This window comes from Hymenobacter psoromatis, assembly GCF_020012125.1.
GTDB lineage: Bacteria > Bacteroidota > Bacteroidia > Cytophagales > Hymenobacteraceae > Hymenobacter > Hymenobacter psoromatis.
In genome coordinates, this window is the sequence record NZ_JAIFAG010000001.1 from 622,721 (window position 1) to 646,762 (window position 24,042).

Annotated in this window: 16 protein-coding genes, 2 tRNA genes and 3 rRNA genes; 16 read left to right on the forward strand and 5 right to left on the reverse strand. The window is 56.8% G+C overall.

Going from position 1 to position 24,042, the window contains the following annotated elements:
* Positions 1-501 precede the first annotated feature (501 nt).
* From LC531_RS02670 to LC531_RS02715, 10 genes are all read left to right on the forward strand, one after another.
* Positions 502-2,017 (forward strand): 16S ribosomal RNA (locus LC531_RS02670).
* A 116-nt stretch (positions 2,018-2,133) separates the two neighbouring features.
* Positions 2,134-2,207 (forward strand) — tRNA-Ile (locus LC531_RS02675).
* Between the two features lie 36 nt (positions 2,208-2,243).
* Positions 2,244-2,317: transfer RNA gene (locus LC531_RS02680), tRNA-Ala, on the forward strand.
* A gap of 201 nt (positions 2,318-2,518) precedes the next feature.
* Positions 2,519-5,434 (forward strand): 23S ribosomal RNA (locus tag LC531_RS02685).
* Positions 5,435-5,518: 84 nt separating this feature from the next.
* A 5S ribosomal RNA gene (rrf, locus tag LC531_RS02690) occupies positions 5,519-5,630 on the forward strand.
* Together the 16S, 23S and 5S rRNA genes with 2 tRNA genes alongside form the textbook arrangement of a ribosomal RNA operon.
* Positions 5,631-6,134: 504 nt before the next feature.
* Positions 6,135-6,641, forward strand: coding sequence for an RNA polymerase sigma factor (locus LC531_RS02695; RefSeq protein ID WP_223648783.1), 507 nt, complete (start codon positions 6,135-6,137; stop codon positions 6,639-6,641).
* 20 nt (positions 6,642-6,661) lie between these two features.
* Positions 6,662-7,309, forward strand: a complete 648-nt coding sequence (locus tag LC531_RS02700) for a hypothetical protein (protein WP_223648784.1) — start codon at positions 6,662-6,664, stop codon at positions 7,307-7,309.
* Between the two features lie 104 nt (positions 7,310-7,413).
* Positions 7,414-8,367 carry an ABC transporter ATP-binding protein gene (locus LC531_RS02705; RefSeq protein WP_223648785.1) on the forward strand — a complete coding sequence of 318 codons (954 nt, stop codon included), beginning with the start codon at positions 7,414-7,416 and terminating at the stop codon, positions 8,365-8,367.
* 74 nt (positions 8,368-8,441) lie between these two features.
* Complete coding sequence (locus tag LC531_RS02710; protein ID WP_223648786.1) at positions 8,442-9,836, forward strand: ABC transporter permease; 1,395 nt, start codon at positions 8,442-8,444, stop codon at positions 9,834-9,836.
* A gap of 67 nt (positions 9,837-9,903) precedes the next feature.
* Entirely contained in the window at positions 9,904-10,788 is an 885-nt protein-coding gene (locus LC531_RS02715) for a ChaN family lipoprotein (protein ID WP_223648787.1), read from the forward strand.
* A gap of 124 nt (positions 10,789-10,912) precedes the next feature.
* Here LC531_RS02715 and LC531_RS02720 read toward each other — a convergent pair whose 3' ends face one another.
* Positions 10,913-11,104, reverse strand: a complete 192-nt coding sequence (locus tag LC531_RS02720) for a hypothetical protein (RefSeq protein WP_223648788.1) — start codon at positions 11,102-11,104, stop codon at positions 10,913-10,915.
* A 104-nt stretch (positions 11,105-11,208) separates the two neighbouring features.
* On the reverse strand, positions 11,209-11,556 hold the full coding sequence (locus tag LC531_RS02725) for a HesB/IscA family protein (RefSeq protein WP_223648789.1): 348 nt from the start codon (positions 11,554-11,556) through the stop codon (positions 11,209-11,211).
* Between the two features lie 193 nt (positions 11,557-11,749).
* Between LC531_RS02725 and LC531_RS02730 the strand changes: the two genes are divergently transcribed.
* The 3 genes from LC531_RS02730 to LC531_RS02740 all read left to right on the forward strand — a co-directional run bounded on the left by LC531_RS02730 (position 11,750) and on the right by LC531_RS02740 (position 13,155).
* On the forward strand, positions 11,750-12,286 hold the full coding sequence (locus LC531_RS02730) for a DUF7935 family protein (protein WP_223648790.1): 537 nt from the start codon (positions 11,750-11,752) through the stop codon (positions 12,284-12,286).
* A 67-nt stretch (positions 12,287-12,353) separates the two neighbouring features.
* Positions 12,354-12,884 (forward strand): 5' nucleotidase, NT5C type, encoded by a 531-nt coding sequence (locus tag LC531_RS02735; RefSeq protein ID WP_223648791.1) that lies wholly within the window; start codon positions 12,354-12,356, stop codon positions 12,882-12,884.
* A gap of 52 nt (positions 12,885-12,936) precedes the next feature.
* Entirely contained in the window at positions 12,937-13,155 is a 219-nt protein-coding gene (locus LC531_RS02740) for a hypothetical protein (protein WP_223648792.1), read from the forward strand.
* Between the two features lie 79 nt (positions 13,156-13,234).
* Here LC531_RS02740 and bshA read toward each other — a convergent pair whose 3' ends face one another.
* Positions 13,235-14,368, reverse strand: a complete 1,134-nt coding sequence (gene bshA / locus LC531_RS02745; RefSeq protein ID WP_223648793.1) for an N-acetyl-alpha-D-glucosaminyl L-malate synthase BshA — start codon at positions 14,366-14,368, stop codon at positions 13,235-13,237.
* 259 nt (positions 14,369-14,627) lie between these two features.
* On the opposite strand from bshA, the gene LC531_RS02750 reads away from it, so the two are divergent.
* The 3 genes from LC531_RS02750 to LC531_RS02760 all read left to right on the forward strand — a co-directional run bounded on the left by LC531_RS02750 (position 14,628) and on the right by LC531_RS02760 (position 19,960).
* On the forward strand, positions 14,628-16,115 hold the full coding sequence (locus tag LC531_RS02750; protein WP_223648794.1) for a M28 family peptidase: 1,488 nt from the start codon (positions 14,628-14,630) through the stop codon (positions 16,113-16,115).
* A gap of 147 nt (positions 16,116-16,262) precedes the next feature.
* On the forward strand, positions 16,263-17,834 hold the full coding sequence (locus LC531_RS02755; protein WP_223648795.1) for a serine hydrolase: 1,572 nt from the start codon (positions 16,263-16,265) through the stop codon (positions 17,832-17,834).
* A 236-nt stretch (positions 17,835-18,070) separates the two neighbouring features.
* Positions 18,071-19,960, forward strand: coding sequence for a M1 family metallopeptidase (locus LC531_RS02760; RefSeq protein WP_223648796.1), 1,890 nt, complete (start codon positions 18,071-18,073; stop codon positions 19,958-19,960).
* Between the two features lie 6 nt (positions 19,961-19,966).
* Here the strand turns inward: LC531_RS02760 and LC531_RS02765 are convergent, their stop codons facing one another.
* On the reverse strand, positions 19,967-20,692 hold the full coding sequence (locus LC531_RS02765) for an outer membrane beta-barrel protein (RefSeq protein WP_223648797.1): 726 nt from the start codon (positions 20,690-20,692) through the stop codon (positions 19,967-19,969).
* 86 nt (positions 20,693-20,778) lie between these two features.
* Positions 20,779-23,772, reverse strand: coding sequence for a glycoside hydrolase family 3 N-terminal domain-containing protein (locus LC531_RS02770; protein ID WP_223648798.1), 2,994 nt, complete (start codon positions 23,770-23,772; stop codon positions 20,779-20,781).
* Positions 23,773-24,042 lie beyond the last annotated feature (270 nt).

Consider the following 24,042-nt stretch of genomic DNA (forward strand, 5'->3'; position numbering starts at 1 on the left):
GCCCCAAACGCAAGCGCGAGGCACCTTTTGCAAAGACTGGAACTCTTCGAAGTAGCTACGTGTCTTATCTACTCGTGCTACTACTGCAAGCCTCGAAAAAATAACTTTCGAATTCACTTGCAAAGTCCGAAAATCTTGCCTTACCTTTGCACCCCGCTTCAACTGGAGGCGGTCAGACTTAAAAATCGGAACGAAAAATCTTAAAAAATTTTCGCTTAGAATTTGGAAAGTCGGAAAATATTCTTACCTTTGCACTCCCAAATAAAACAGGGCGCTGCAGACAGTGAGAAAGGGCGCTTGACGTTGCCCACCATGTTGCTTCAATTGGAAGCAACAAACGTTCTTTGAATGACGGAAACAAACATATAGTGAGGTGTCGCAAAACAGGCTTCGGCCAGTAGTGCGACATACCAAACGAACACGAATTAACTTAACGTCAATACGTGAGCAGGGTCAGCACTCGACATCGTTCCTACTTAGGTAGTGAATTTGGAATATTTTACAATGGAGAGTTTGATCCTGGCTCAGGATGAACGCTAGCGGCAGGCCTAATACATGCAAGTCGAACGGATAGTAGCAATACTATTAGTGGCGCACGGGTGCGTAACACGTAACTAACCTACCTACACCTGGGGGATAGCCCGCCGAAAGGCGGATTAATACCGCATAAGGCTTGGAACCGGCATCGGTTTTTAGTTAAAGATTTATTGGGTATAGATGGGGTTGCGGGTCATTAGCTAGTTGGTTGGGTAACGGCTGACCAAGGCGACGATGACTAGGGGAGCTGAGAGGCTGGTCCCCCACACGGGCACTGAGATACGGGCCCGACTCCTACGGGAGGCAGCAGTAGGGAATATTGGGCAATGGGCGAGAGCCTGACCCAGCCATGCCGCGTGCAGGAAGAAGGCTTTCTGAGTCGTAAACTGCTTTTGATAGGGAAGAATAAGCTTCACGTGTGGAGTGATGACGGTACCTACAGAATAAGCACCGGCTAACTCCGTGCCAGCAGCCGCGGTAATACGGAGGGTGCGAGCGTTGTCCGGATTTATTGGGTTTAAAGGGTGCGTAGGCGGCTTTGTAAGTCCGGGGTGAAAGCCCGCTGCTCAACAGCGGAACTGCCCTGGATACTGCGGAGCTTGAGTACAGACGAGGTTGGCGGAATGGACCGAGTAGCGGTGAAATGCATAGATACGGTCCAGAACCCCGATTGCGAAGGCAGCTGACTAGGCTGATACTGACGCTGAGGCACGACAGCGTGGGGAGCGAACAGGATTAGATACCCTGGTAGTCCACGCCGTAAACGATGGATACTCGCTGCGGGCTAAAGATTGTCCGTGGCTTAGGGAAACCGATAAGTATCCCACCTGGGGAGTACGCCGGCAACGGTGAAACTCAAAGGAATTGACGGGGGCCCGCACAAGTGGTGGAGCATGTGGTTTAATTCGATGATACGCGAGGAACCTTACCTAGGCTAGAATGCGCGTGACCGGCTCAGAGATGGGTCTTTCCTTCGGGACACAAAGCAAGGTGCTGCATGGCCGTCGTCAGCTCGTGCCGTGAGGTGTTGGGTTAAGTCCCGCAACGAGCGCAACCCCTATAGTTAGTTGCCAGCACGTAATGGTGGGGACTCTAGCTAGACTGCCTGCGCAAGCAGTGAGGAAGGCGGGGACGACGTCAGGTCATCATGGCCCTTACGCCTAGGGCGACACACGTGCTACAATGGACGGTACAGCGGGTAGCTACTGGGCGACCAGATGCCAATCTCGAAAAGCCGTTCTCAGTTCGGATCGGAGTCTGCAACTCGACTCCGTGAAGCTGGAATCACTAGTAATCGCGCATCAGCCATGGCGCGGTGAATACGTTCCCGGGCCTTGTACACACCGCCCGTCAAGCCATGGAAGTTTGGTAGACCTGAAGCTGGTGCTCCGCAACGAAGCCAGTTAGGGTAGAACAGGTAACTAGGGCTAAGTCGTAACAAGGTAGCCGTACCGGAAGGTGCGGCTGGATCACCTCCTTTCTGGAGCGACTCTGCTCACGACGTTAAGTTCGTGTAGTTTACTTATTAAATGTTTGTTTCCTCATTCAACGATTTTCCAGATTTGCTTTGCCTATACTTTATAGGTATACCAAATCGGGCTTGTAGCTCAGGTGGTTAGAGCGCTACACTGATAATGTAGAGGTCCCTGGTTCGAGTCCAGGCAGGCCCACTATTACTAGTGGAGAGCTGCTTGTAACTTGATTATGGGGGATTAGCTCAGCTGGCTAGAGCACCTGCCTTGCACGCAGGGGGTCAACGGTTCGACTCCGTTATCCTCCACTATTTATACCTTCTAATTGCGAAGGTATCAAAATTTAGGAATTGGTTTAGCGTGAAGTAGTTCAGCTATTCCGCATTTACTACTAATTGAGTAGTAAACGTTCTTTGACGTAAGGGAAAACAAGAGAGAGAAGTAAAAAGCGGGCTTATATCCACAAGATATAAGCAATTCATTCTACCCCGTGTAGGATGAATCGCAAGCGAGAAGTAAGTAAGAGCACACGGGGGATGCCTAGGGTCTCAGAGGCGAAGAAGGACGCGATAAGCTGCGATAAGCTGGGGGGAGGGGCACATACCCGTTATATCCCCAGATGTCCGAATGGGGCAACCCCACTGGTTGAAGACCAGTGACCACTCCTTTAATAGGACTGGGGCAAACGCAGGGAACTGAAACATCTCAGTACCTGCAGGAAAAGAAAATAACAATGATTCCCCAAGTAGTGGCGAGCGAACGGGGAGGAGCCCAAACCAGGGCGGTTACGGCCGTTCTGGGGTTGTAGGACCACGACATCTGATTAAATCGAGTTAACTGAAGCAGGTGGGAAACTGCGCCAGAGACGGTGAGAGCCCGGTAAGTGACAATTCTGATTTACGGTAGTGGTATCCTGAGTAGGGCGGGGCCGGAGAAACCCCGTCTGAATCGAGCGGCACCATCCGCTAAGGCTACATACTCCTGAGACACCGATAGTGAACCAGTACCGTGAGGGAAAGGTGAAAAGAACCGCGGATAGCGGAGTGAAAAGAACCTGAAACCGTGTGCTTACAAGCAGTTAGAGGACTATAAATGGTCTGATAGCGTGCCTTTTGCATAATGAGCCTACGAGTTACTCCTCACTGGCAAGGTTAAGTGCTTTAAGGCACGAAGCCGCAGCGAAAGCGAGTCTGAATAGGGCGCGTAGTCAGTGGGGGTAGACGCGAAACCTAGTGAGCTACCCTTGAGCAGGATGAAGGAGCGGTAACACGCTGTGGAGGTCCGAACCAGTTTCCGTTGAAAAGGATTTGGATGACTTGAGGGTAGGGGTGAAAGGCCAATCAAACTAGGAAATAGCTCGTACTCCCCGAAATGTATTGAGGTACAGCGTCGTGGTTAGGTTTGTTGGAGGTAGAGCTACCAATAGGACTAGGGGGTGTCAGAGCCTACCGAATCCTGATGAACTCCGAATGCCAGCAAATTCATACACGGCAGTGAGGCCTGGGGTGCTAAGGTCCCCGGCCGAGAGGGAAAGAACCCAGACCCGCCGCTAAGGTCCCTAAGTTCTAGCTAAGTTGAACAAAGGAGGTCCAGTTGCTTTGACAGCCAGGAGGTTGGCTTGGAAGCAGCCATTCCTTTAAAGAGTGCGTAACAGCTCACTGGTCGAGCGACCGGGCATCGATAATACGCGGGCATCAAGCTAGGCACCGAAGCGCGGGATTTGACATGTATTTGTCAAGTGGTAGGGGAGCATTCTGGTTGCGGAGAAGCCGTCCTGTCAGGGCACGGTGGAGCGTCCAGAAAAGCACATGTAGGCATGAGTAACGATAAAATAGGTGCGAAACCTATTCGCCGATAGACTAAGGTTTCCAATTCAACGCTAATCGGAATTGGGTTAGGCGGGACCTAAGGGATAGCCGAGAGGTGTACCCGATGGCAAGCCAGTTGATATTCTGGCCCCCGGATGTAGAAGTGATGCAGGGACGCAGGAATGAAAGTACCGCGAGCGGACGGAAGTGCTCGTTAAAGCCCGTACCTATTGGATGAGTAGTTAAGTACGCTCAACTAGGGGAAAGGTGATAGTACTGCACGGCTTTCGGGCCACGCAGATAGTGTACCTAAGGACTGCCAAGAAAAGCTGCTAAACGTTGTATCTATATTCGGCCCGTACCGCAAACCGACACAGGTAGTCAAGGAGAGAATCCTGAGGCGCTCGAGTGAATCACGGCCAAGGAACTCGGCAAAATGGTCCTGTAACTTCGGGAGAAGGGACGCTTCCTCTAGCGATAGAGAAGCCGCAGTGAAAAGACCCAAGCGACTGTTTAACAAAAACACATGGCTTTGCTAACGCGTAAGCGGACGTATAAGGCCTGACACCTGCCCGGTGCTGGAAGGTTAAGAGGGGAGCTTAGTCGCAAGGCGAAGGCTTGAATCGAAGCCCCAGTAAACGGCGGCCGTAACTATAACGGTCCTAAGGTAGCGAAATTCCTTGTCGGGTAAGTTCCGACCTGCACGAATGGTGTAACGATTTGGGTGCTGTCTCAGCCGTGAGCTCGGTGAAATTGTAGTCTCGGTGAAGATGCCGAGTACCCGCCACGGGACGGAAAGACCCCGTGCACCTTTACTATAGGTTGCCATTGGTGTTGGGTTCAGTATGTGTAGCATAGGCGGGAGGCGTCGAAGCGGGTCCGCTAGGATTTGTGGAGCCAACGTTGAAATACCGCCCTTACTGTGCCTGATGCCTAACTCTGAGTTTTTAGAGAACAGTGGCTGCTGGGTAGTTTGACTGGGGTGGTCGCCTCCAAAAGAGTATCGGAGGCTTTCAAAGGTCCACTCAATCCGCTTGGTAACCGGATGTAGAGCGCAATAGTAGAAGTGGGCTTGACTGTGAGACTGACTAGTCGAGCAGGGTCGAAAGACGGATATAGTGATCCGGTGGTTCCGCATGGAAGGGCCATCGCTCAAAGGATAAAAGGTACGCCGGGGATAACAGGCTGATCTCCCCCAAGAGCTCATATCGACGGGGAGGTTTGGCACCTCGATGTCGGCTCGTCACGTCCTGGGGCTGGAGAAGGTCCCAAGGGTTCGGCTGTTCGCCGATTAAAGTGGCACGCGAGCTGGGTTCAGAACGTCGTGAGACAGTTCGGTCCCTATCTGTGGTGGGCGTTGGATGATTGAGAGGACCTGACTTTAGTACGAGAGGACCGAGTTGGACCAGCCGCTGGTGCGCCGGTTGTCCCGCCAGGGGCAGCGCCGGGTAGCTACGCTGGGAGCAGATAAGCGCTGAAAGCATCTAAGTGCGAAACTCACCTCAAGATGAGTCATCCCAATGAAAGGTTCGTGGTAGACGACCACGTGAATAGGCCGCAGGTGTAAAGTCAGAAATGACATAGCTGAGCGGTACTAAGGAACCGAGGGCTTCCGCTGGCCCAGAAGCTTTTACTTCTTTCTCTTTTCCCTTATGTCAACGGTTTTGTCAAGTATCACTGAACACGATACTTAACGCCAGCAATGGTGGCTTTAGCCCGGGTGTTCACCTCTTCCCATTCCGAACAGAGTCGTTAAGCCCCGGTGCGCCTATGGTACTGCCTTCACCGGTGGGAGAGTCGGTCGCCGCCAATTTATCACGAGAGTCCTTCTGGGTCGTGCGCTTTTACCAGCGCCACTCAGAAGGACTTTCTGCATTAAGGGCTAACGGGTAATAGGTACTGTTTCTGATAATTTGACAGAACTAAAGTTACTGATTTTACTAAGCTATTAGTCATGTTACTTAGCAATTTGGAGTTACAAACCTGATTATCATAGTTACGTAATTTATCTATTAGAAAGTAAGTTAATCCAAACATCATGCGCATTTATGAAATAAATTATATATACTTGAATATATTTATAATAGTATTATAAATAGTAATTTTCCTCAATAAACGGCCCCGCTCCTGAAACAGTTGTTTTAGAAGTGGGGCCGTTTTCGTTTGTGCCATTGCGTACCGGTACTTTGGGCTGACTGCAAGTGACTTAGGCAGTTTCAAATTTGAGGTATCAGAATGACCTCAACTGTTTTCATAAGATTTTCTGTAATGTGTTGCTTACACTGGCGATAGACATTGTGAAACTGCTATCCTATTCATGAGCGCTGTTCCGTCCACTGATTTTCTGGCTGCATTGCACAACTACCAGCCGTTGGTGCTGCGCGTGTGTCGGCTTTACTGCCAGGGTACTGACGACCGGCAGGACTTATTTCAGGAAATCGTGCTGCAACTCTGGCGGGCTTGGCCACGCTACGTACCGCAGCCCGATGCTAAAATCAGCACGTGGCTCTACCGCATTGCGCTGAACGTGGCTATAAGCAATTTGCGCCAGCGTACTCGCCGCCCCGCTTCGGTAGATGTGGCTGAGGAAGCTTGGCACTTGGCTCAGCCCGTGGAGGGTATTACTTACGAACCCGAAGAAACCGCTGCCCTTTACTGCGCTATTGACCGGCTTTCGGACGTGGATAAAGCCTTCGTGCTTTTGTATCTGGAGGACCGGCCGTATGACGAGATGGCTGATATTCTGGGTATTACTCAAAATAACGTGCGCGTGAAAATGCATAGGGTGCAGCAGAAGTTGCGCCGGCAACTTATTCGCGCTTAATCTTTTACAGACGATAAATTATGGAACTTGATGACCTACGCCGCCAGTGGCAGCAGTCCGAGCCGGTGGCCTTCCCTACCCGTCTGACTACTGCTGAACTGACCCAATTAGTGGTGCAACGGTCGGGCAGCATCTTAGCAAAGCTGCGCCGCAACGCCCGGTTGGAACTAGGAGTCAACTATGCGCTATTGCTGTCTTCGCTGACGATAGCAGTTTGGGCTCCGGTATTTTGGCTGCGACTGTTCGGTGGACTACTAGCGCTAATAGCAGGGGTGTGCATCTATTATTTTTACCGCAAGTTGGGCCTGATTCGCACGATGGATGAGCCAGCCGACGACTTACGAGGCCACCTGTTGCGCATCACGCGAGGACTGCGGAGCCTAGTCCAGTTATACTACCGGCTTACGCTGGCTACGATTCCGGTTACGATGCTAGTGTGCGGGCTTATAGCATTGCACGAGTCGCCGAAGCTACGGACACCATTACAAGTAGGGTTGGTATTGGGGGCAATGCAATTGTTGAGCATACTTCTCTACCTGCCGATAAAATATACGACCATGCGCTACTTGCAGCGCCTTTACGGCCAACACCTCGACCGGCTCGAAGGTCAGTTGCGTGAATTAGAAGAGGAAATCCCAGCTGTTGGCCCGCTACCCGCTCAGTCCTGATTATCACCGCTTAGATAGCTCAAATTACCGCTTGGGAAGCATTCTAACCGACCCGGCCGCGCTGGCTGCTACATTTACGCCACCCTACTCCCTGATTTCACGCCATGCAACCTTTCAGCCCCCGGCCCATTCTTGAAGTCCGCGACGTGCGTAAGCAGTACGCTGCGCATACCGCCCTCGAAGGGGTGAGCCTAGCCGTGCCCGAGCAAAGTATTTTTGGCCTGCTTGGGCCTAATGGTGCGGGCAAAACTTCGCTTATCCGCATTATCACGCAGATAACGGGGGCCGACTCGGGCGAGGTGCTGTTTCGGGGCGAAAGGCTTAATTCGAGCCATATTGGCCAGATTGGCTACTTGCCCGAGGAACGCGGACTCTATAAAAAAATGAAGGTAGGCGAGCAACTGCTTTACCTGGCTCAGCTACGCGGCCTGCCCCGCGCCGATGCCTTGCGGCGCATCAAGGACTGGCTTGAGCGCTTTGATATCAAAGCCTGGGCCGAGAAGAATGTGGAGGACCTCAGTAAGGGAATGCAGCAGAAGGTGCAGTTCATCGCGACCGTACTGCATGAGCCAAGTCTGATTATCCTTGATGAGCCATTTTCGGGCTTCGACCCGATAAATGCGAACTTGATTAAGGACGAGATTATTCGTTTGAAGGAGGCGGGAGCAGCTATTATTTTCTCAACTCACCGCATGGAGTCGGTGGAGGAGATGTGCGATAGCATTGCCCTCATTAACCGCTCGCGCAAAGTGCTCGATGGGCCGGTGGGTACCATCCGCAACCAATTCAAAACCAATACTTTTGAGGTAGAGGGCCAGGGCCGGTTACTAGTAGCGCACCCTGATTTTGAGGTAATCGAGCAAAAGGAGCGCGAAAACGACCACTTTTACGCTCGCATCCAGCTACACGCCGGCACTACCCCCAACGATTTACTGCGCTTCCTCATTGGGCAGGTGCAAATCCACGCTTTCCGCGAGCAGATTCCGAGTATCAATGAGATTTTTATCCGGCGCGTGCGCGAAACCATGCCCGGTACGCTTGTCGAAGAAACAGCTTAAGAGCTGTTGTTACTTCGTAAGCTAATTGCGTAAACTGACTAATAAACAGCGCTTAATACTTAATAATCAAGCTTATGGCTTCTAAATTTCTACTCGTGGCCAAGCGCGAATACCTAACCCGCGTGCGTAAGCGGGCGTTTGTGGTACTCACGTTACTTGTGCCGCTGCTCATTGCCGGCTTCGGGCTGTTTATTGGCAAAATCGTGCAGTCGGATGAGACGACCGAAATCATTGACGTGCGCGATGAGAGCAACCTACGCATCGCTAATCGGCTGGTCTCGACGCCCCAGCTTCAGTTTTTGCCGGTAGGCGGCACGTTAGTCGAGGCCAAGCGTGCCTTTCAGCGGGATAGGCACGCCGGGCTGCTCTACCTGCCCACCGGCGTGAGCGAGACGGACCCACAGGGCGTGCAGTTTTTCGGTAAGGGTAACATCAGTCTCAGCAAAGAAAGCCGCGTGCAAACGGCCTTAACTAACGCCTTTGCCGAACTGAAAATGCAGAAACTGGGCCTTACCCAAGCCCAGCTTGACCAGTTACGAGCCAAAGTGCCGCTAAGCTCGGTAAGCCTGGATGAGACTGGTAAAGAGCAAGCTAGTAATTCGGGTGTAACGACGGGCATCGCTTCGGTACTCGCCGTGCTCATCTACTTTTTCATTTTTCTCTACGGTGTGCAAATTATGCGTGGGGTAGGGGAGGAGAAGTCGAGCCGTATTATGGAAGTAATGCTCTCGTCGGTGAAGCCCTTTGACCTGATGATGGGCAAAATTGTGGGGGTAGCGGCGGTGGGCCTCACGCAGTTTTTGCTGTGGGGACTGCTTTCGTGGGGCACTACCAGCGTCGTTTTGCCGCTCGTGATGAGCCAAGACCAGCCCGCCAAAACGGCGATAACCGCGCCAGTTGGTGGGGCGACGCCCGAAACGACCGTCGGGGCCAGTTCGTCGGCAATTGCTGATGGGGCCGCCGCCTCGGCCGAGCAGATGAACCCGGCCAAGCGGGCGGGAGCGGTCGGCAACGTGTTCGACATGATTGGTAAGCTTGACATTCCGATTTGGACAATTGTATTCGGCTTCATCGCATATTTCCTGGGCGGCTACCTGCTCTACGGGGCGTTGTTTGGGGCCGTAGGTGCGGCCGTAGACGACCAGACGGACACCCAGCAGTTTATGTTTCCGATTACCATGCCGCTCATTCTGAGCTACATCGTGGGCTTTTCAGTTATTCTGCGCAACCCCGACGGTCCGGTAGCTTTCTGGATGTCGATGATACCCTTTACCTCGCCCGTGGCAATGGTGATTCGGCTGCCCTTTGGGGTGCCGGCGTGGCAGCTGGCACTGTCCATCGGGCTGCTGGTTATTGGCTTCGTGGGCACGGTGTGGGTTGCGTCGCGCATCTACCGGGTGGGCATCTTGATGTATGGTAAAAAGGTGACGTACAAGGAGTTGTCCAAGTGGATGTTTTATAAGGGGTAGGAGTTGAACAAGGAGGAATTTTAACCGTTGTCAAGGTGGGCATCCTGCCCGCCCCGATGACCCAGCCATGCGTAAGAAGCTCCTTCTCTTGCTTTTCCTACCCCTGCTACTGGCCTTCGGGCCAGCTGGCGAGCGGCCTGCCTACCGCCTCTTCACGGGCCAGGGCCAGCCCGCCGACTACGACCAGATGCTGACCCAACTAGCGCAAGCCGACGTGGTGCTTTTTGGCGAGCAGCACAACGACCCCATCGCGCACTGGCTGGAATTACAGGTAACCAAGGACTTAGCTCGGCTCAAGGGTCCTGGTAAGTTGGTGCTGGGCCTGGAGATGTTTGAGCGCGACGTGCAGCCGCTGGTGGCGCAGTACGCCGCCGGCACGCTACCCGACTCAACCTTTGAGCGCCAGAGCCGGCCCTGGCCCAACTACGCCACTGACTACCGCCCGCTGCTGCTGCTAGCTCGTACCCAGCAGATTCCGGTAATTGGCACCAACGCGCCGCGCCGCTACGCCCAGCAGGTGGCGCGCGGCTCGCTCGCGGCTCTCGATGCCCTGCCGGCCGTTGATAAAAGCTACCTCGCACCCCTACCCCTAACAGTAGACTACAACCTGCCGGGCTATAAAAATATGGCCGCCATGTTTGGCGATGCGGCCGCTGCCCACGGCGGTGGGGCGCAAAATATCATCCAGGCCCAAGCCCTCAAAGATGCTACGATGGCCTACACCATCCGCACTAGCCTGAGCCCCGGCCAAACCCTGCTGCACCTCAACGGCTCGTACCATTCCGACCACCATGATGGCATTGTGGCCTACCTGCACCAAACAGCTCCCAAGTTGCGCGTCAAAACCCTGAGCCTGGTAAGTCAGAAGCAGATGCAAACTCTTGACAAAGAGAATATTGAACTGGCTGACTACGTTATCGTTGTGCCCGATGATATGACCAAGACGTACTAAATGAGCTAGCCCGCAAACCAGCGGATAGCCAGGTAGCTTTCAGTTCTGGGCAGGGGTAGGGTGGCTCCTTAGCGCACGAAAAAGCCCGGCCGGGCCGGGCTTTTTCAGACGGACAACAGGCAGGTTAATCTTCCGCGTCGTCATCGGGCTTGAGGTGCTGCAACGCGCCGGTTAGCTGCTGTCGCAGTTGCTTGCCCGAGTCGGCCGGAGCCGGCTCCTGGATGCCATACTGCTTTTGTAGGCGCTGCCATTCTTCGATAGGAATGAAGACGCCCGTGATAGTGCCTTTGGCATCAGATAAATACTTAATATCCATAGCAAAAGGTAAGAGAGTTTCCCGTACTAATTAGCGAATTAAAATAAGCTGAAAAGCGCGGCTAAGTATCTGCGTAATCTGCTTTATCCGCAAAATCTGCGATACTAGGCTGAGAACGACGAGCCGCAGCCGCAGGTGCTCTTGGCCTGCGGGTTATTGAAGATGAAGCCGCGGGCGTTTAGGCCATCCTGGAAGTCAACCTCCATGCCGAGCACGTACATCGCATGTTTCTTGTCCATGATGAGCTGCACGCCATCGAGGTCGTAGATTTCATCCTGGTCCTTGGCCTTGTCAAAGCCCAGCAGGTAGCTCATGCCCGAGCAGCCGCCGCCCTGCACCCCGATGCGCAGGCCGTAGTCGGCGGGCACGCTTTTTTCCTGGATAATATTTTTAACCTCCACTAGCGCGCGGGCGGTGAGGCCGATAGGAGGGGCTTGCGTGGCAATAGCCATAGTACGTGCGAGTTTAGAATGAATGCAGATAAAACAAATATACGCCCGCCGTCGGGTAGGCTGCTGGTGTCAACAAGGTAGGGTAGGCGGCGGTTCACGACGGGGGTAGGGGGTAGGGCTCGGTGGCCCGAGAAGGACTAAAATCCGGCGCTACCGTAGTTTCACGGCAAGCTATTGTCTTTACCTACCTTTTATGGACGCGACCACTTATTTCTTTGACTTACTCAAGACCATCCTGCCCGCGCTCATCGTGGCTGGGGCCATTTTTTTTCTTTTTCGTCAGTATTTAGAAAAAGAGCAGCAGCGCCGTCTCATCGAGCTGCGGCTCGACAGCAGCAAGGCTACCCTGCCGCTGCGCCTGCAAGCTTATGAGCGCGTGACGCTGCTCTTGGAGCGCATCGCGCCCAATAATATCCTGGTGCGGCTGAGCAGCGCCGGCCAGAACGCGGCCGACTACCATCGCCTGTTGCAGCAGGAAATTCGGGCCGAATTTGAGCACAACTACTCCCAGCAGCTCTACATGAGTCCCGAAGCCTGGCACCAAGTCAAGCAGGCGAAGGAAGACGTGCTCACGATGGTCAACCGCGCCTTTCACGGCCTCAGCAACCCTACCCAACTGCGCGGCACCGAACTGGCCAAACGCATTTTGGAGGGCCTCATGACTGATGCTGCCGACCCCACGGCCCAGGCGCTGGCCGTGGTGAAGCGCGAGGCGGCCCAGTTGTTTTAATCGCAAAACAGAAAAGAATCCGTTGCTATCCGCTATCTGCGAGATGCCATTTTCGATGCCACAACCCATGAATAAACAGCGCATTGCCGTGGATATGGACGAGGTAATGGCCGACTCTATCGCCCGGTTCCGGGAGTGGTACGGCCGCGATTTTCAGCTGGAGCTGACGCTGGAAGCCTTACGGGGCAAAAACCCGCACGAGGCCGTGGCCCCCGAGCACCAGCCCGCCCTGCGCGCCTACCCCAACGCGGAAGGCTTTTTTCGTGATTTACCCATTATAAAAGATAGCCAGCGGGTAATGAAGGAGTTAGCGGAAAAATACGAGATTTTTATTACCACGGCGGCGATGGAATTTCCGAACTCCTTTCTCGACAAATACCAGTGGCTCCGGCAGCACTTCCCGTTTCTGCCCTGGCGCAACTTCGTGTTTTGCGGTGATAAGAGCATTATCAACGCCGACTACCTCATCGACGACAACGCCTACAACTTCGACGGTTTTCGGGGGGTAGGGCTGTTGTTCGACGCGCCGCATAATGCGCACGAAACCCGCTACCGCCGCGTGTGCGGCTGGCAGGAAGTGGCTACGTTGCTGCTTTAAATGAGATAGGTAAGGTACTATCTTGAAAGTAAGTATTCAAAAAAACATTATTATGACCCCGGAATACATTATTTATTTGAACGGCAATTATTTTGATACTCTACTAAACTCTACAGCTTTTGGAGATAGGCCTGAGCCATATAGGCTTCAGGAAAAAAAGCTGTGGACTATTTATCAACTGGCAAAGCTTGGCGAACACGAAGTGACAGTAACAGCCGAGAACAGGCAGGTGGTAATTAAAACAAAAAGCTATAAGGAGCTAAAATATTGATTTTAAGTAATATATACAGATTTTATTGTTCAGCTTGAACAACCTGTTTATTCAAGATTTCCTCATCCGCAAGACTCGTTTACGAGCTGAGTGCCAAGTGCGCGGCGCGCTCATAGCAAGCCTCATATAGCGGCACGATATTGCCCACGGCAAACTCCTCGGCGCGGGCGCGAGCCGCGGCTTTGAAGCGAGGCAGGTTAGCGTCGTTGAGCACATAGAGCGAGTTTTTAACCATATCGTCGATGTCGCCGATGTTGCTGAGCATGCCGGTTACGTCGTTGATATTCAGCTCCGGGATGCCACCGGCGTTGGTGCTCACCACGGGCACCTCGCAGGCCATCGCCTCCAGGGCAGCGAGGCCAAAGCTCTCATTTTCAGAGGGCATCAGAAAAAGGTCGCCCACGCTGAGAACTTCCTCCACGGCTTCGAGCTTGCCCAGAAAGCGCACGTCGCGCTGGCAGTCGAGGTCGCGGGCCAGCTTTTCCATGCGCGTGCGGTCGGGGCCGTCGCCCACCAGCAGCAGCTTGGCCGGAATGACCTGGCGCACGCCGCAGAAGATGCGCAGCACGTCCTCTACCCGCTTCACGGCGCGGAAGTTGCTGGTGTGGATGAGGATTTTTTCGCCCTCGGGCGCGATGGCGGTGCGAAAATGGCTCTTGTTCTGCTTCTGAAAGCGATGCAGGTCAATGAAGTTAGGGATGACCTCAATCTTGTGCTCCACTGGGAAATACTCGTAGGTTTCGCGGCGTAGGTCAGCCGATACGGAGGTCACGCCATCGCTCTCGTTGATGCTGAACGTAACTACCGGCTCGTAGCTGGCATCCTTGCCCACGAGGGTAATATCGGTGCCATGCAGGGTCGTAACCACCGGCACCGTGATGCCCCGCGAGCGCAGAATCTGCTTGGCCAGGTAGGCGGCCGAGGCGTGCGGGATGGCATAGTGCACGTGCAGCACGTCGAGTTTTTCATTCTGCACAATGTCCACCATCTTGCTGGCCAGCGCCGACTCGTAGGGCGGAAACTGGAAGAGCGGGTAGGTGGGCACGTACACCTCGTGGTAGAAGACGTTCTCGTTGAAAAAGTCGAGCCGCACCGGCTGGCTGTAGGTGATAAAATGGACTTGGTGGCCGCGCTGGGCCAGGGCCTTGCCCAGCTCGGTAGCCACCACGCCGGAGCCGCCGAAGGTGGGGTAGCAAACAATGCCGATGTTCATAAATAAAGGGAGGGTAGGCGAGGGGCTAACCAAAATGAGCGGCCGATGTTGGCAGCCGGGCCAGCGCGCCGACGAAAAGAGCGTTGCCACGGCCGCGGCTGCCACGTAGCTTTGGGCTCGCCGCGCGTATGGTTTTAATAAGGAGAAATTTTGCGCTGGCAAGTTGCTTGTTTGTCGCCCATGATTAGATGCTAACTTTTGCGTCTCTACTTTTCCATCAGTCGCACACCACCGCTAATCCTTTCTAAAGCTCTTTTCCATGAGAAAATCCTTACCCCTGCTACTCACGCTGGGCCTGGCGGTGCCGCTGACCAGCCAAGCGCAGTCCAAAAAGCCTGCCCCCCCCGCCAACGCCGAGGGCGCCATCAAGGAAGCTGACATCAAGCGCGACCTGTTCGGGCTGGCCGACGACCATTTCCGGGGCCGTGAAGGTGGCACGCTCGACGAATTAAAAGCCTCTGTGTGGCTCGCCGACCAGATTCGGGCTACCGGAATGTTGCCGGCCGGCGACGACGGCACCTACTTCCAGTGGTTCAGCTTGCAGCGCACCCGCCTCACCAAGGCCAGCACGCTGCGCATTGGCACGCACGAAATTAAGCTGAACGAAGACGGCGCGGTGGTGGCCCCGACCAACGCCAGCCTCAACGCCCCGCTGGTGTACGTGGGCACCGGCTCGGCGGCCGAGCTGGCTAAAGTGGACGTGAAAGGCAAGGCCGTAGCCGTGCAAATTGCGGGCGCGCCCACCGATGGCATCAGCTACCGGCGCTACGTATTTGGCAAATTCAGCGGGAGCGGGCAGGCCGGCGAGCTGTTGAAGGCCGGCGCGGTGGCGGTGGTATTTATTTCCGATGTGCCCGCGCAGGCCGTTTACGACCACTGGAGCCACATTTTTGAGCGTGGGCGCTACAGCCTGCCCGGCGCGGCCAGCACCCGAGTGATGAATACGCCGCCCGTGATGTGGCTGCCGGCCAGCGCGGCCAGCTGGGTGCAGCAGGCTGGCCAGCAGCTCACCGCCGAGCTGAAAGTGGAGAGCTTCCAGTACCCCTCCGTGAACCTCGTGGCGAAGATGCCCGGCACCGACGCGCAATTGAAAAAAGAGTACGTCCTCTTCAGCACCCACCAGGACCACGACGGCGTGCGCGCCCCCATTGCTGGCGATTCCATCTACAACGGGGCCGACGATAACGCCAGTGGTTGCGCCGCGCTGCTGGCCATTATGCGGGCTTTCAAGCAAAAGCCGGCCCGCCGCTCGGCGCTGTTCGTGTACCAGGGCTCGGAAGAGCGCGGGCTGCTGGGCTCCACCTACTTTTCGGCTCACCCCACGGTGCCGCAAGCCAGCATTGTGGCGGTGCTGAACGCGGAAATGATGGGCCGCAACGCCCCCGACAGCGCCGCGCTGCTAGGCCGCCAGCGCCCGCACCGCAACTCGCTGGAACTGGTCAACATGGCGCTGGCCGCCAACCAGGCCGGCCCTAAGTTCAAGCTCGATACGCTCTGGGACCGCGCCGACCACCCCGAGGGCTGGTATTTTCGCTCCGACCACCTGCCGTATGCGCGCCTGGGCATTCCGGCCGTGATGTATACCTCGCTGCTGCACCCCGACTACCACACGCCCCGCGACGAGCCCCAGCGCATCAACTACCCCAAGCTTACCAATATGACCCGCTGGATGTACCTCACGGGCTGGGCCGTGGCCAACCGCACCGCGCCGCCCGCCCGCGACCCCGGCTTCAAGTTGGAGCGGTAGGGTAGGGGCTTTGTCTAAAATCGTCTTTAAGCCGAGTATATCTCCTTGGTTTAAAGACGATTTTGCATAAGATAATGGGTCGTGGACTTTATTTGCAGTGGTGGAATTAGCCTGTCATTTCCAGGCTGCTACTTGCCTACTTTCCTGATGAAAACACAACTTTTTGCGCTGCTGCTTTTAACCGGCCTGTGGCACCCGGCGGCGCAGGCCCAAGCGCCTACCCCCACCTCGCCCCTCGACGTGGCGGCGCTCGATGCCACCGTGGCCCGCACCCTGCAAGCGTTTGACGTACCCGGCATGGCCGTGGCAGTGGTGAAAGATGGGCAGGTAGTAGTGGCTAAAGGCTACGGCGTGCGCTCGCTGGCCACCAAGGAGCCGGTAGATGCCAACACGCTCTTCGGCATTGCGTCCAATACCAAGGCCTTCACCACGGCGGCGCTGGGCTTGCTCGTGGACGAGGGTAAGCTGCGCTGGGATGATAAGGTGACCGACTACATCCCCGAGTTCAAGATGTACGACCCCTACGTGACGGCCGAATTCACGGTGCGCGACCTGCTGTGCCACCGCAGCGGCCTGGGCCTGGGCGCGGGCGACCTGATGCAGTTTCCGGACTCGGCCGACTTTACGGTGGCCGACGTGATTCATAGCCTGCGCTATTTCCAGCCTGTATCGTCGTTTCGCAGCAAGTTTGACTACGATAACAGCCTCTACCTCGTGGCGGGCGAGGTGGTGGCGCGGGTGAGCGGCCAGCCCTGGGCCACGTTTGTAGAAACCCGCTTGCTGCGCCCGCTGGGCATGGCGCGCACTGCGCCGGTCTTTACCCAGCTGCCCGACCCCACCAACGTTATTGATGCGCACGGGCTGGTTGAGGGTAAGGTACAGGTAATCAGGCGCGACTTGAACACGCTGCTGGGGCCGGCCGGTGGCATTTACAGCAGCGTAGCCGACCTGAGTAAGTGGGCCCTGATGCTGCTAGGCGGCCCCGGTGCCCCGGCCCCGCTGCTCAAGCCCGCTACGCTGCAAGAGCTGTGGACGCCGCAGACTATTCTGCCCGTCAGCCCCGCGCCTTCGCCCTACCACACGCATTTTGCCGCCTACGGTCTGGGTTGGTTTCTGCGCGATGTGCGGGGCTACGAGGAGGTGTCGCACACGGGCGGCGAAATTGGGATGGTAACCAAGGTGCTGTTGCTGCCCGAGCTGCACCTGGGCATCATCGTGCTCACCAACCAAGAAAACGGGGCCGCCTTCACGGCTGTTTCCAATACTATTGAAGATTACTACCTGGATGTGCGCGGCCTCGACCGCGTGCAGGAAATGCTGGACCGCACCAAAGTGCGCAACACCGATGCCAATAAAGCCACCGCCGCCGTGTGGCAGCAGGTGGCTGCCGCCCAGAAAGCCGCCCCCAAGCGCCCCAGCTACAGCGCCTACGTGGGCCGCTACCACGATGTCTGGCTCGGCGACGTGGCCGTGTACCAGCAAGGCAACGACTTGTGGATGAGGTCCAAGCGTGCCCCGCGCCTGGTGGGTCAACTGCTGCCCTACCGCGGCAATACCTACGCCGTGCGCTGGAAGGCCCGCAGTATGAACGCCGACGCTTTCGCCGCCTTCACGCTCGATGAGCAGGGTAGGGCGGCCAGCATTAAAATGAAGCCCATTTCGCCGGCCACCGATTTCAGCTACGATTTTCAGGACCTGGATTTACGGCGGGTCGAGTAAGCCGCGGGCGGCTTTATGCCAGGGGGGTAGGGAAGAATCAGAAACTAAAAGAAGGCTGACCTGCTTTCGGGAGCCTGGTGTTCTATCGGCTGCGGTCGGGTTGGTCTGGCGTTTAGGCTATTTTTGCGGGCCGGCTTGCAGCGTCCAGCCATTTTTTGCGTTAGTAGCAGGCGCAGCGCTTTCTCCGCTGAAAACAGCCTGTACGCTTCACCGGCGCCACATTTTAGCTTGCCTTTTTGAAAAAGATTCTCGGTTTTTGTCGCCTGCCGCTGCTGTTGCTGCTGGCGCTTACGTATTCGGTCAGCCAGGCGCAAACCGCCCTGCCAATGCCCCGCAACCTGCAGGCCACTTACGCCAAGGGCACCCGTTCGCCCACCGGCCAGCCCGGCCCGAAGTACTGGCAAAACACCGCTGACTATGTTATCAAGGTCAATTTTGACCCTGCTACCCGGCTGCTGGCTGGTACCGTTCACATCAAGTACCAGAACAACAGCCCCGATTCGCTGCGCCAGCTCTGGTTCAAGCTCTACCCCAACCTGTACCAGAAGGGCGCGCCCCGCTCGGGCAAGTTTGCGGCCGAGGATTTGAGCGACGGGGTAAAAATCGAACAGCTGAGTATTAATGGTCAGGCTATTGACCCGAATTTGCTTCAGATTGATAATACGAATATGGTTGTGCCGCTGCGCCGCGCCTTGGGCGCGCACCAGGCAGCGCAGGTGGCCATTACCTATTCCTACATCCTCAATAAAGGCTCGCACCAGCGCACGGGCGAAGTCGCGCCAGGGGCAGATTTTGTCGCGTATTTCTTCCCACGCATCGCCGTGTACGATGATATTGACGGCTGGAACCGCATTGCCTACACCGGCGGGCCGGAGTTTTACAACGACTTCTGCCACTTCGCGGCCGATATCACGGTGCCGCGCAATTTTCTGGTCTGGGCCACCGGCGACCTGACCAACGCCGATAAGGTATTGACCAAGAAGTACCTCACGCGCCTGCGCACGGCCGAGAAAAAAGATGGCATCGCCAGCATTATCGACAGTGCCGAGGCGCGGCTGCACGATGCTACCGCCCCTAACGCCTACAATACCTGGCACTTTGAGGCCCGCGACGTGACGGACTTCGCCTTCGCTACCGCCGACCACTACGTGTGGGACGCCACCAGCCTCGTGGTAGACCCCGCCACCAAGCGCCGCACCCGCGTGGATGCGGTGTATAATCCGAAGCACGATGATTTTGAGGAGGCGGCAAAGTTTGGGCGCAAGACGGTGGAGGCCATGAGCTACACGTTTCCGAAGTGGCCCTACCCCTACGCTCACGAGACGGTGTTCGATGGCCTCGACCAGATGGAGTACCCAATGATGGTCAATGACAACCCTACCCCCACCCGCGAGGCCGGTATCGAACTCACCGACCACGAGATATTTCACACGATGTTCCCGTTTTACATGGGCATCAACGAGACGAAATACGGTTGGATGGATGAGGGCTGGGCCACCATCGGCGAGTGGATTATCTCGCCCCTTCTTCAGCCCGGCCTCGTGGACGACTATGGCATGCAGGCCTACGCCGACCATGCCGATGAGGAGGGCGATGTTCCCATCGTTACCCTCACCACCCAGCAAACCGGCGGTGCGTTCTTTCTCAATTCTTATCCTAAGCCCGGCCTGGGCTACCTCTACGTGAAGGATTTGCTGGGTGATGAGCTGTTTACCAAGGCCTTGCATACCTATATCCGCACCTGGCACGGCCGGCACCCGATGCCCTACGACTTCTTCTACTCGATGAATGCCGGGGCGGGCCAGAACCTGGACTGGTTCTGGCGGCGCTGGTTTTTTGAGGGTGGCTACCCCGACCTGGCCATCACGAGTGTGGTGCGTCCCGCCGACCAGCCCGCCCAAATAACCGTGACCAACAAAGGCGGCAAGCCTATGCCCGTGGACCTGACCATAACCTTCGACAATGGCGCGGAGGAGAAAATCCACCGCAGCATCGCCGTGTGGCAAAACGCGAGTACCGTTACGGTGCCCGTCCGCAACGGCCGCACCATCCAGAAAGTGACCCTCGGCAGCACTTACGCGCCCGACAGCTACCCGGCTGACAACGGGTGGGTAGCGCCAGAGTAGGTTGAGTTACAGCGAGAAGAAGTAAGTGCCCGTTAGCTGCGCCACGCGGTTGTAGGCAGTAGTAGCATTAAAACCGTAGGACCTGTCCGGCCGGTGCAGGTCGCGTAGACCCAGGCCATAGCCCAGCTGAAGCTGCAACGGACCCTGGCGGTAGCCCAAACCAAAATTTACTCCAGCATCTACCCGCTGATTAGTGGAGTTGGAATCGTAAGCTATGCGGCCATCCAGGTCTTGAACAATCGGCACAGAGTTAGGTACAAATAGCGTCTGCGAAGTCGCAGTGCCCCGCTGCCGGCCGCCAACTGCTACTGCTACGTAAGGCCCCGCAAAAACCTGCAAGCCGTGGTCGCCGTGCAGCGTATACACTAGGTTGAGCGGCACCTCCAGCCAATTATAATGATTGGTGCTTGACTGCTCAACTAAGCTGACTCCAAAATCGCCAACGTAAGCCGCGGCGTAGTATTTCTCGCCTTTCTGGGAGAATAAAATGGCGGGTTGAAAAGCAAGTTTGCCGAAATTAGCCTCCAACACCGCACCCGCCTGCCAGGTATAAGTTGCAGATTTGCGCTCATTTGCGTAAGTCACAAAATAACCGCCCTGCGTTTCACTCAACGTTGTATTTGCCCGATTAAGGCCGCCGCGTACGCCTAGCCGAAAAGTAGTTTGGGCCGAAGCCGTAGCCGCACTGCCAACCAATGCCGCGAGTAGGAGGGGGGTAGCAAGCTGTTTCATGGGTGGCAAGAAGGAAATAGTTGTCACCAAGAGTCCTACCCCGTCCAAAGCGTTGCATCCAGGCTTATGCCGGGGGTAGGGCCGCCCTACTGCCCGCCCGCCGTGCTGCCCACCTCTGGCCGGTTCCGCGCCATCGCCTTGTAAATCACTTCCTGAATCCGGGTGCGGATGTTGTAGGTCCGCAGCTTGATGTTGCCCGCGTCGGGGTAGACGCGGTTGGAGAGGAAGACGTAGAGAATCTGATTGTCCGGGTCGAGCCAGACGCAGGTGCCGGTGAAGCCGGTGTGGCCGAAGGTGCTGGCGGGCGCGAGGTGGCTGGTGGGGCCTTCGGCCTTGCTGGGGTCGCCGCGGTCCCAGCCCAGGCCGCGCCGGTTGCCGGCCACTTGAGGGCGCGAAAACTCGCTCACCACGGAGTTCTGGAAGTAGGTGTTGCCGCCGTAGCGGCCGTTTTGCAGGTTCATCTGCATCAGCACGGCCAGGTCGTTGGCGGTGGCGAAGAGGCCGGCGTGGCCGCCTACCCCCCCCACGAGGGCCGCCGTCTGGTCGTGCACCGTGCCCTGGATTTGCTCGCGGCGGTAGTAGGTATCGTTCTCGGTGGGCGCGATGCAGCTCTTGGGGAAGCGCGTGAGCGGGTTGTACGTCATGCTGCCCAGGCCCAGCGGGCGGTAAAACTCGCGGGGCAGAAAGTTCTCTAGTTTCTCGCTCAACAGCTTCTCGCTCAGGCGCTTCATAATAATAAAGCTGAGGTCGGAATACTCTACCGGGTACTTGCCGCGCACCTTGGGCAGCAGGGCCGAGCGCAGCGTCCAGGCCCACACCGAGTCGTCGGCGGCCTTGAGGGAGAATTCACCCGGCGCGACTTCGTTCGGGAAGTCATCGGAGCGGCTGCTCGAATAGTACGTTGGCTTCAGGGCCCCGTCGCGCACGGTGCGCTCCCAGGTCGGGATGCCGGGCTTGAGACCGGCCTGGTGCAGCAGCACGTCGCGCACGGTCATCTCGCGCTTGTTGGTGCGCTGCATCTCGGGCAGGTAGGCCGAAACTTTGTCATCCAGATTTAGGCGACCCTGGTCCTTGAGGTACATCACGGCTTGCAGCGTGCCGGCCACTTTGGTCACCGACGCCAGGTCGTACAACGTGCTGTTGGTCACGGGCTGCGATTGGTCGTAGGTGCCGTAGCCGTAGCTTTGGTCGAAGACCACGGTGCCGTTTTTGGCGATAAGCACTTGGCAGCCAGGCGTGGCGGCGGTCACGATGCTTTCGAGCGCGATGTGGTCAATCTGGCTCATAATGCGCGAGTCGAGGCCCTCGCGCTCGGGGGCGGCGTAGCGCAGGCGGTGCAGCTCGGGCGTAGCCAGGCCGGTGCCGGCCTTCAGCGTTTCCGACACCGTGACGGGCAGCTTGCCCCGCGCCGGCAGCGCCCCAAACAGCACCTGCGGCACCACGAGCTGCGCCGCGTAGTGGTCCTCGTAGCCGCATACCAGCGTGCGGGCGCTCTCCAAATACTTGAGGCCGTAGGCGTTACCCATCGCTACCACCACTGTTTTGCGGCGCTTGTCGGCTTGCAGGTTTTGCAGGAATTTCAGGGCCCCATCGCCCAGGCCGTATTTATGGCTGGGCGTATTATTCATCTGGTGCAGGCTCACCACCACCACGTTGGCATCGCCCAGCCGCGCCTGAATGCGGGTAAACGTGGAGTCGGGCGCGTAGCGGTCGGGCACGGCGTACACCGGGCCGGGCTGGTACTTGTTGAAAATCGTGGCGTAGGGTCCTTCCGCCTGCGTGCCGATGGTGATGGCCGCGATGCGCAGCGTATCGAGCCGCTGAAAGGGGAGGAGCTTGTCGTCATTCTTGACTACCGTCACGGCGTGCTCAAAAATCGTTTGCGACAGCACCCGCGACTCGGGCAGGTTGAGGCTGTCGCGCAGGGTCAGGGCATTGGCCGGGCGGTAGTGGCTGAGGCCCGCCCAGTACTTGGCGCGCAGAATTTTCTTGACCCGCGCGTCCAGGTCGGCCTGCTGGAGCTTACCGGCTGCCACGGCCTCCTTAATGCGGGTGAGGGCGGCTGGCACGTCTTCCGAAAACAGCAGCACGTCGTTGCCCGCGGCCAGGGCCATCGCGTCCAGCTCACCATCTTTATAGAGCTTGCTCACGCTGCGCATATTCAGCGCATCGGTGAAAATCAAGCCCTTAAAGCCCATGCGCTCTTGTAGCAGGCCCGTCACCAGCGCCTTGGAGAGGGTAGTGGTTTTGGCGTTGGTCGTGTCAAAAAGCGGCATGTACAAATGCGCCACCATTACGCCCAGCGCGCCCGCCTCAAAGGCTTTTTGGAAGGGCACCAAATCCACTTTTTCGAGCCGCGCCAGGTCGGTGTTAATCACCGGCAGGGCCACGTGCGAGTCGGTGTCGGTGTCGCCGTGGCCAGGAAAGTGCTTGGCTACGGCAATCACGTGCTGGTCTTGCAAGCCCTTGACGTATTGCACGCCCAGGGCCGCCACGCGGTCCTGGTTTTCGCCAAACGAGCGGTTGCCAATCACCGGGTTGTCGGGGTTGGAATTGACATCTACCACCGGCGCGAAGTTAATGTGTACGCCCAGCGCCCGCAGCTTGCGGGCCAGGTCGCGGCCCATCGCGTACACGAGCTTATCGTCGTCCATCGCGCCCAGCGTCATCTCCTTGGCGAAGTGCATGGTCGAATCGAGGCGCATATCGAGGCCCCATTCGGCATCGGTAGCGATGAGCAGCGGCACCTGGGCGGCGGCCTGCAAGCGGTTGGTTAACAGTACCTGACGCTTGGGGCCACCCTGCAAAAACATGACCCCACCGATGCCCTGGTTGCGCACCAGCCGCTCGATGCGGTCGGCGTGGGCCTTCTCGCGGTTGGAGTAGGCCGCCACCATAAAAAACTGCCCCAGGCGCTGGTCAGGCGTGAGGGCGGCAAACACGCTGTCTACCCACCGCTGCTCGGCAGGACCGCTGGGCAGTGGGTCAGGTAGGGCCTGGCGGGGGCCCGAAAAGCCCAGCAGCAACCCGGCACCTCCCAGCAGTAAGCCCAAAAACAGAACTCGAAAATCGACGCGCATCAGCCCTGGGCGGGAGGTTTAAAAAGATAGAAAAGGCGGCCCGGCCGGCCTACTTTTGCCGGCAGGTACTGCCGGAACCGCCAACCAGCTTCCACGGTTCCATACTATACGGCACTGCTTTGCCACCAAAAGATAAGCCGGGCAGCTAGCCCAAATTGGCCGCAAAGGTAGGCACCAAGCCAGCAGCGAACGCTGAAAAGCGCTCGCTCTGCCGACTAATTGCCCCACCCGTGGCCAAAAAATGGTAGGGTCCCCGCCTACCCCCAAATT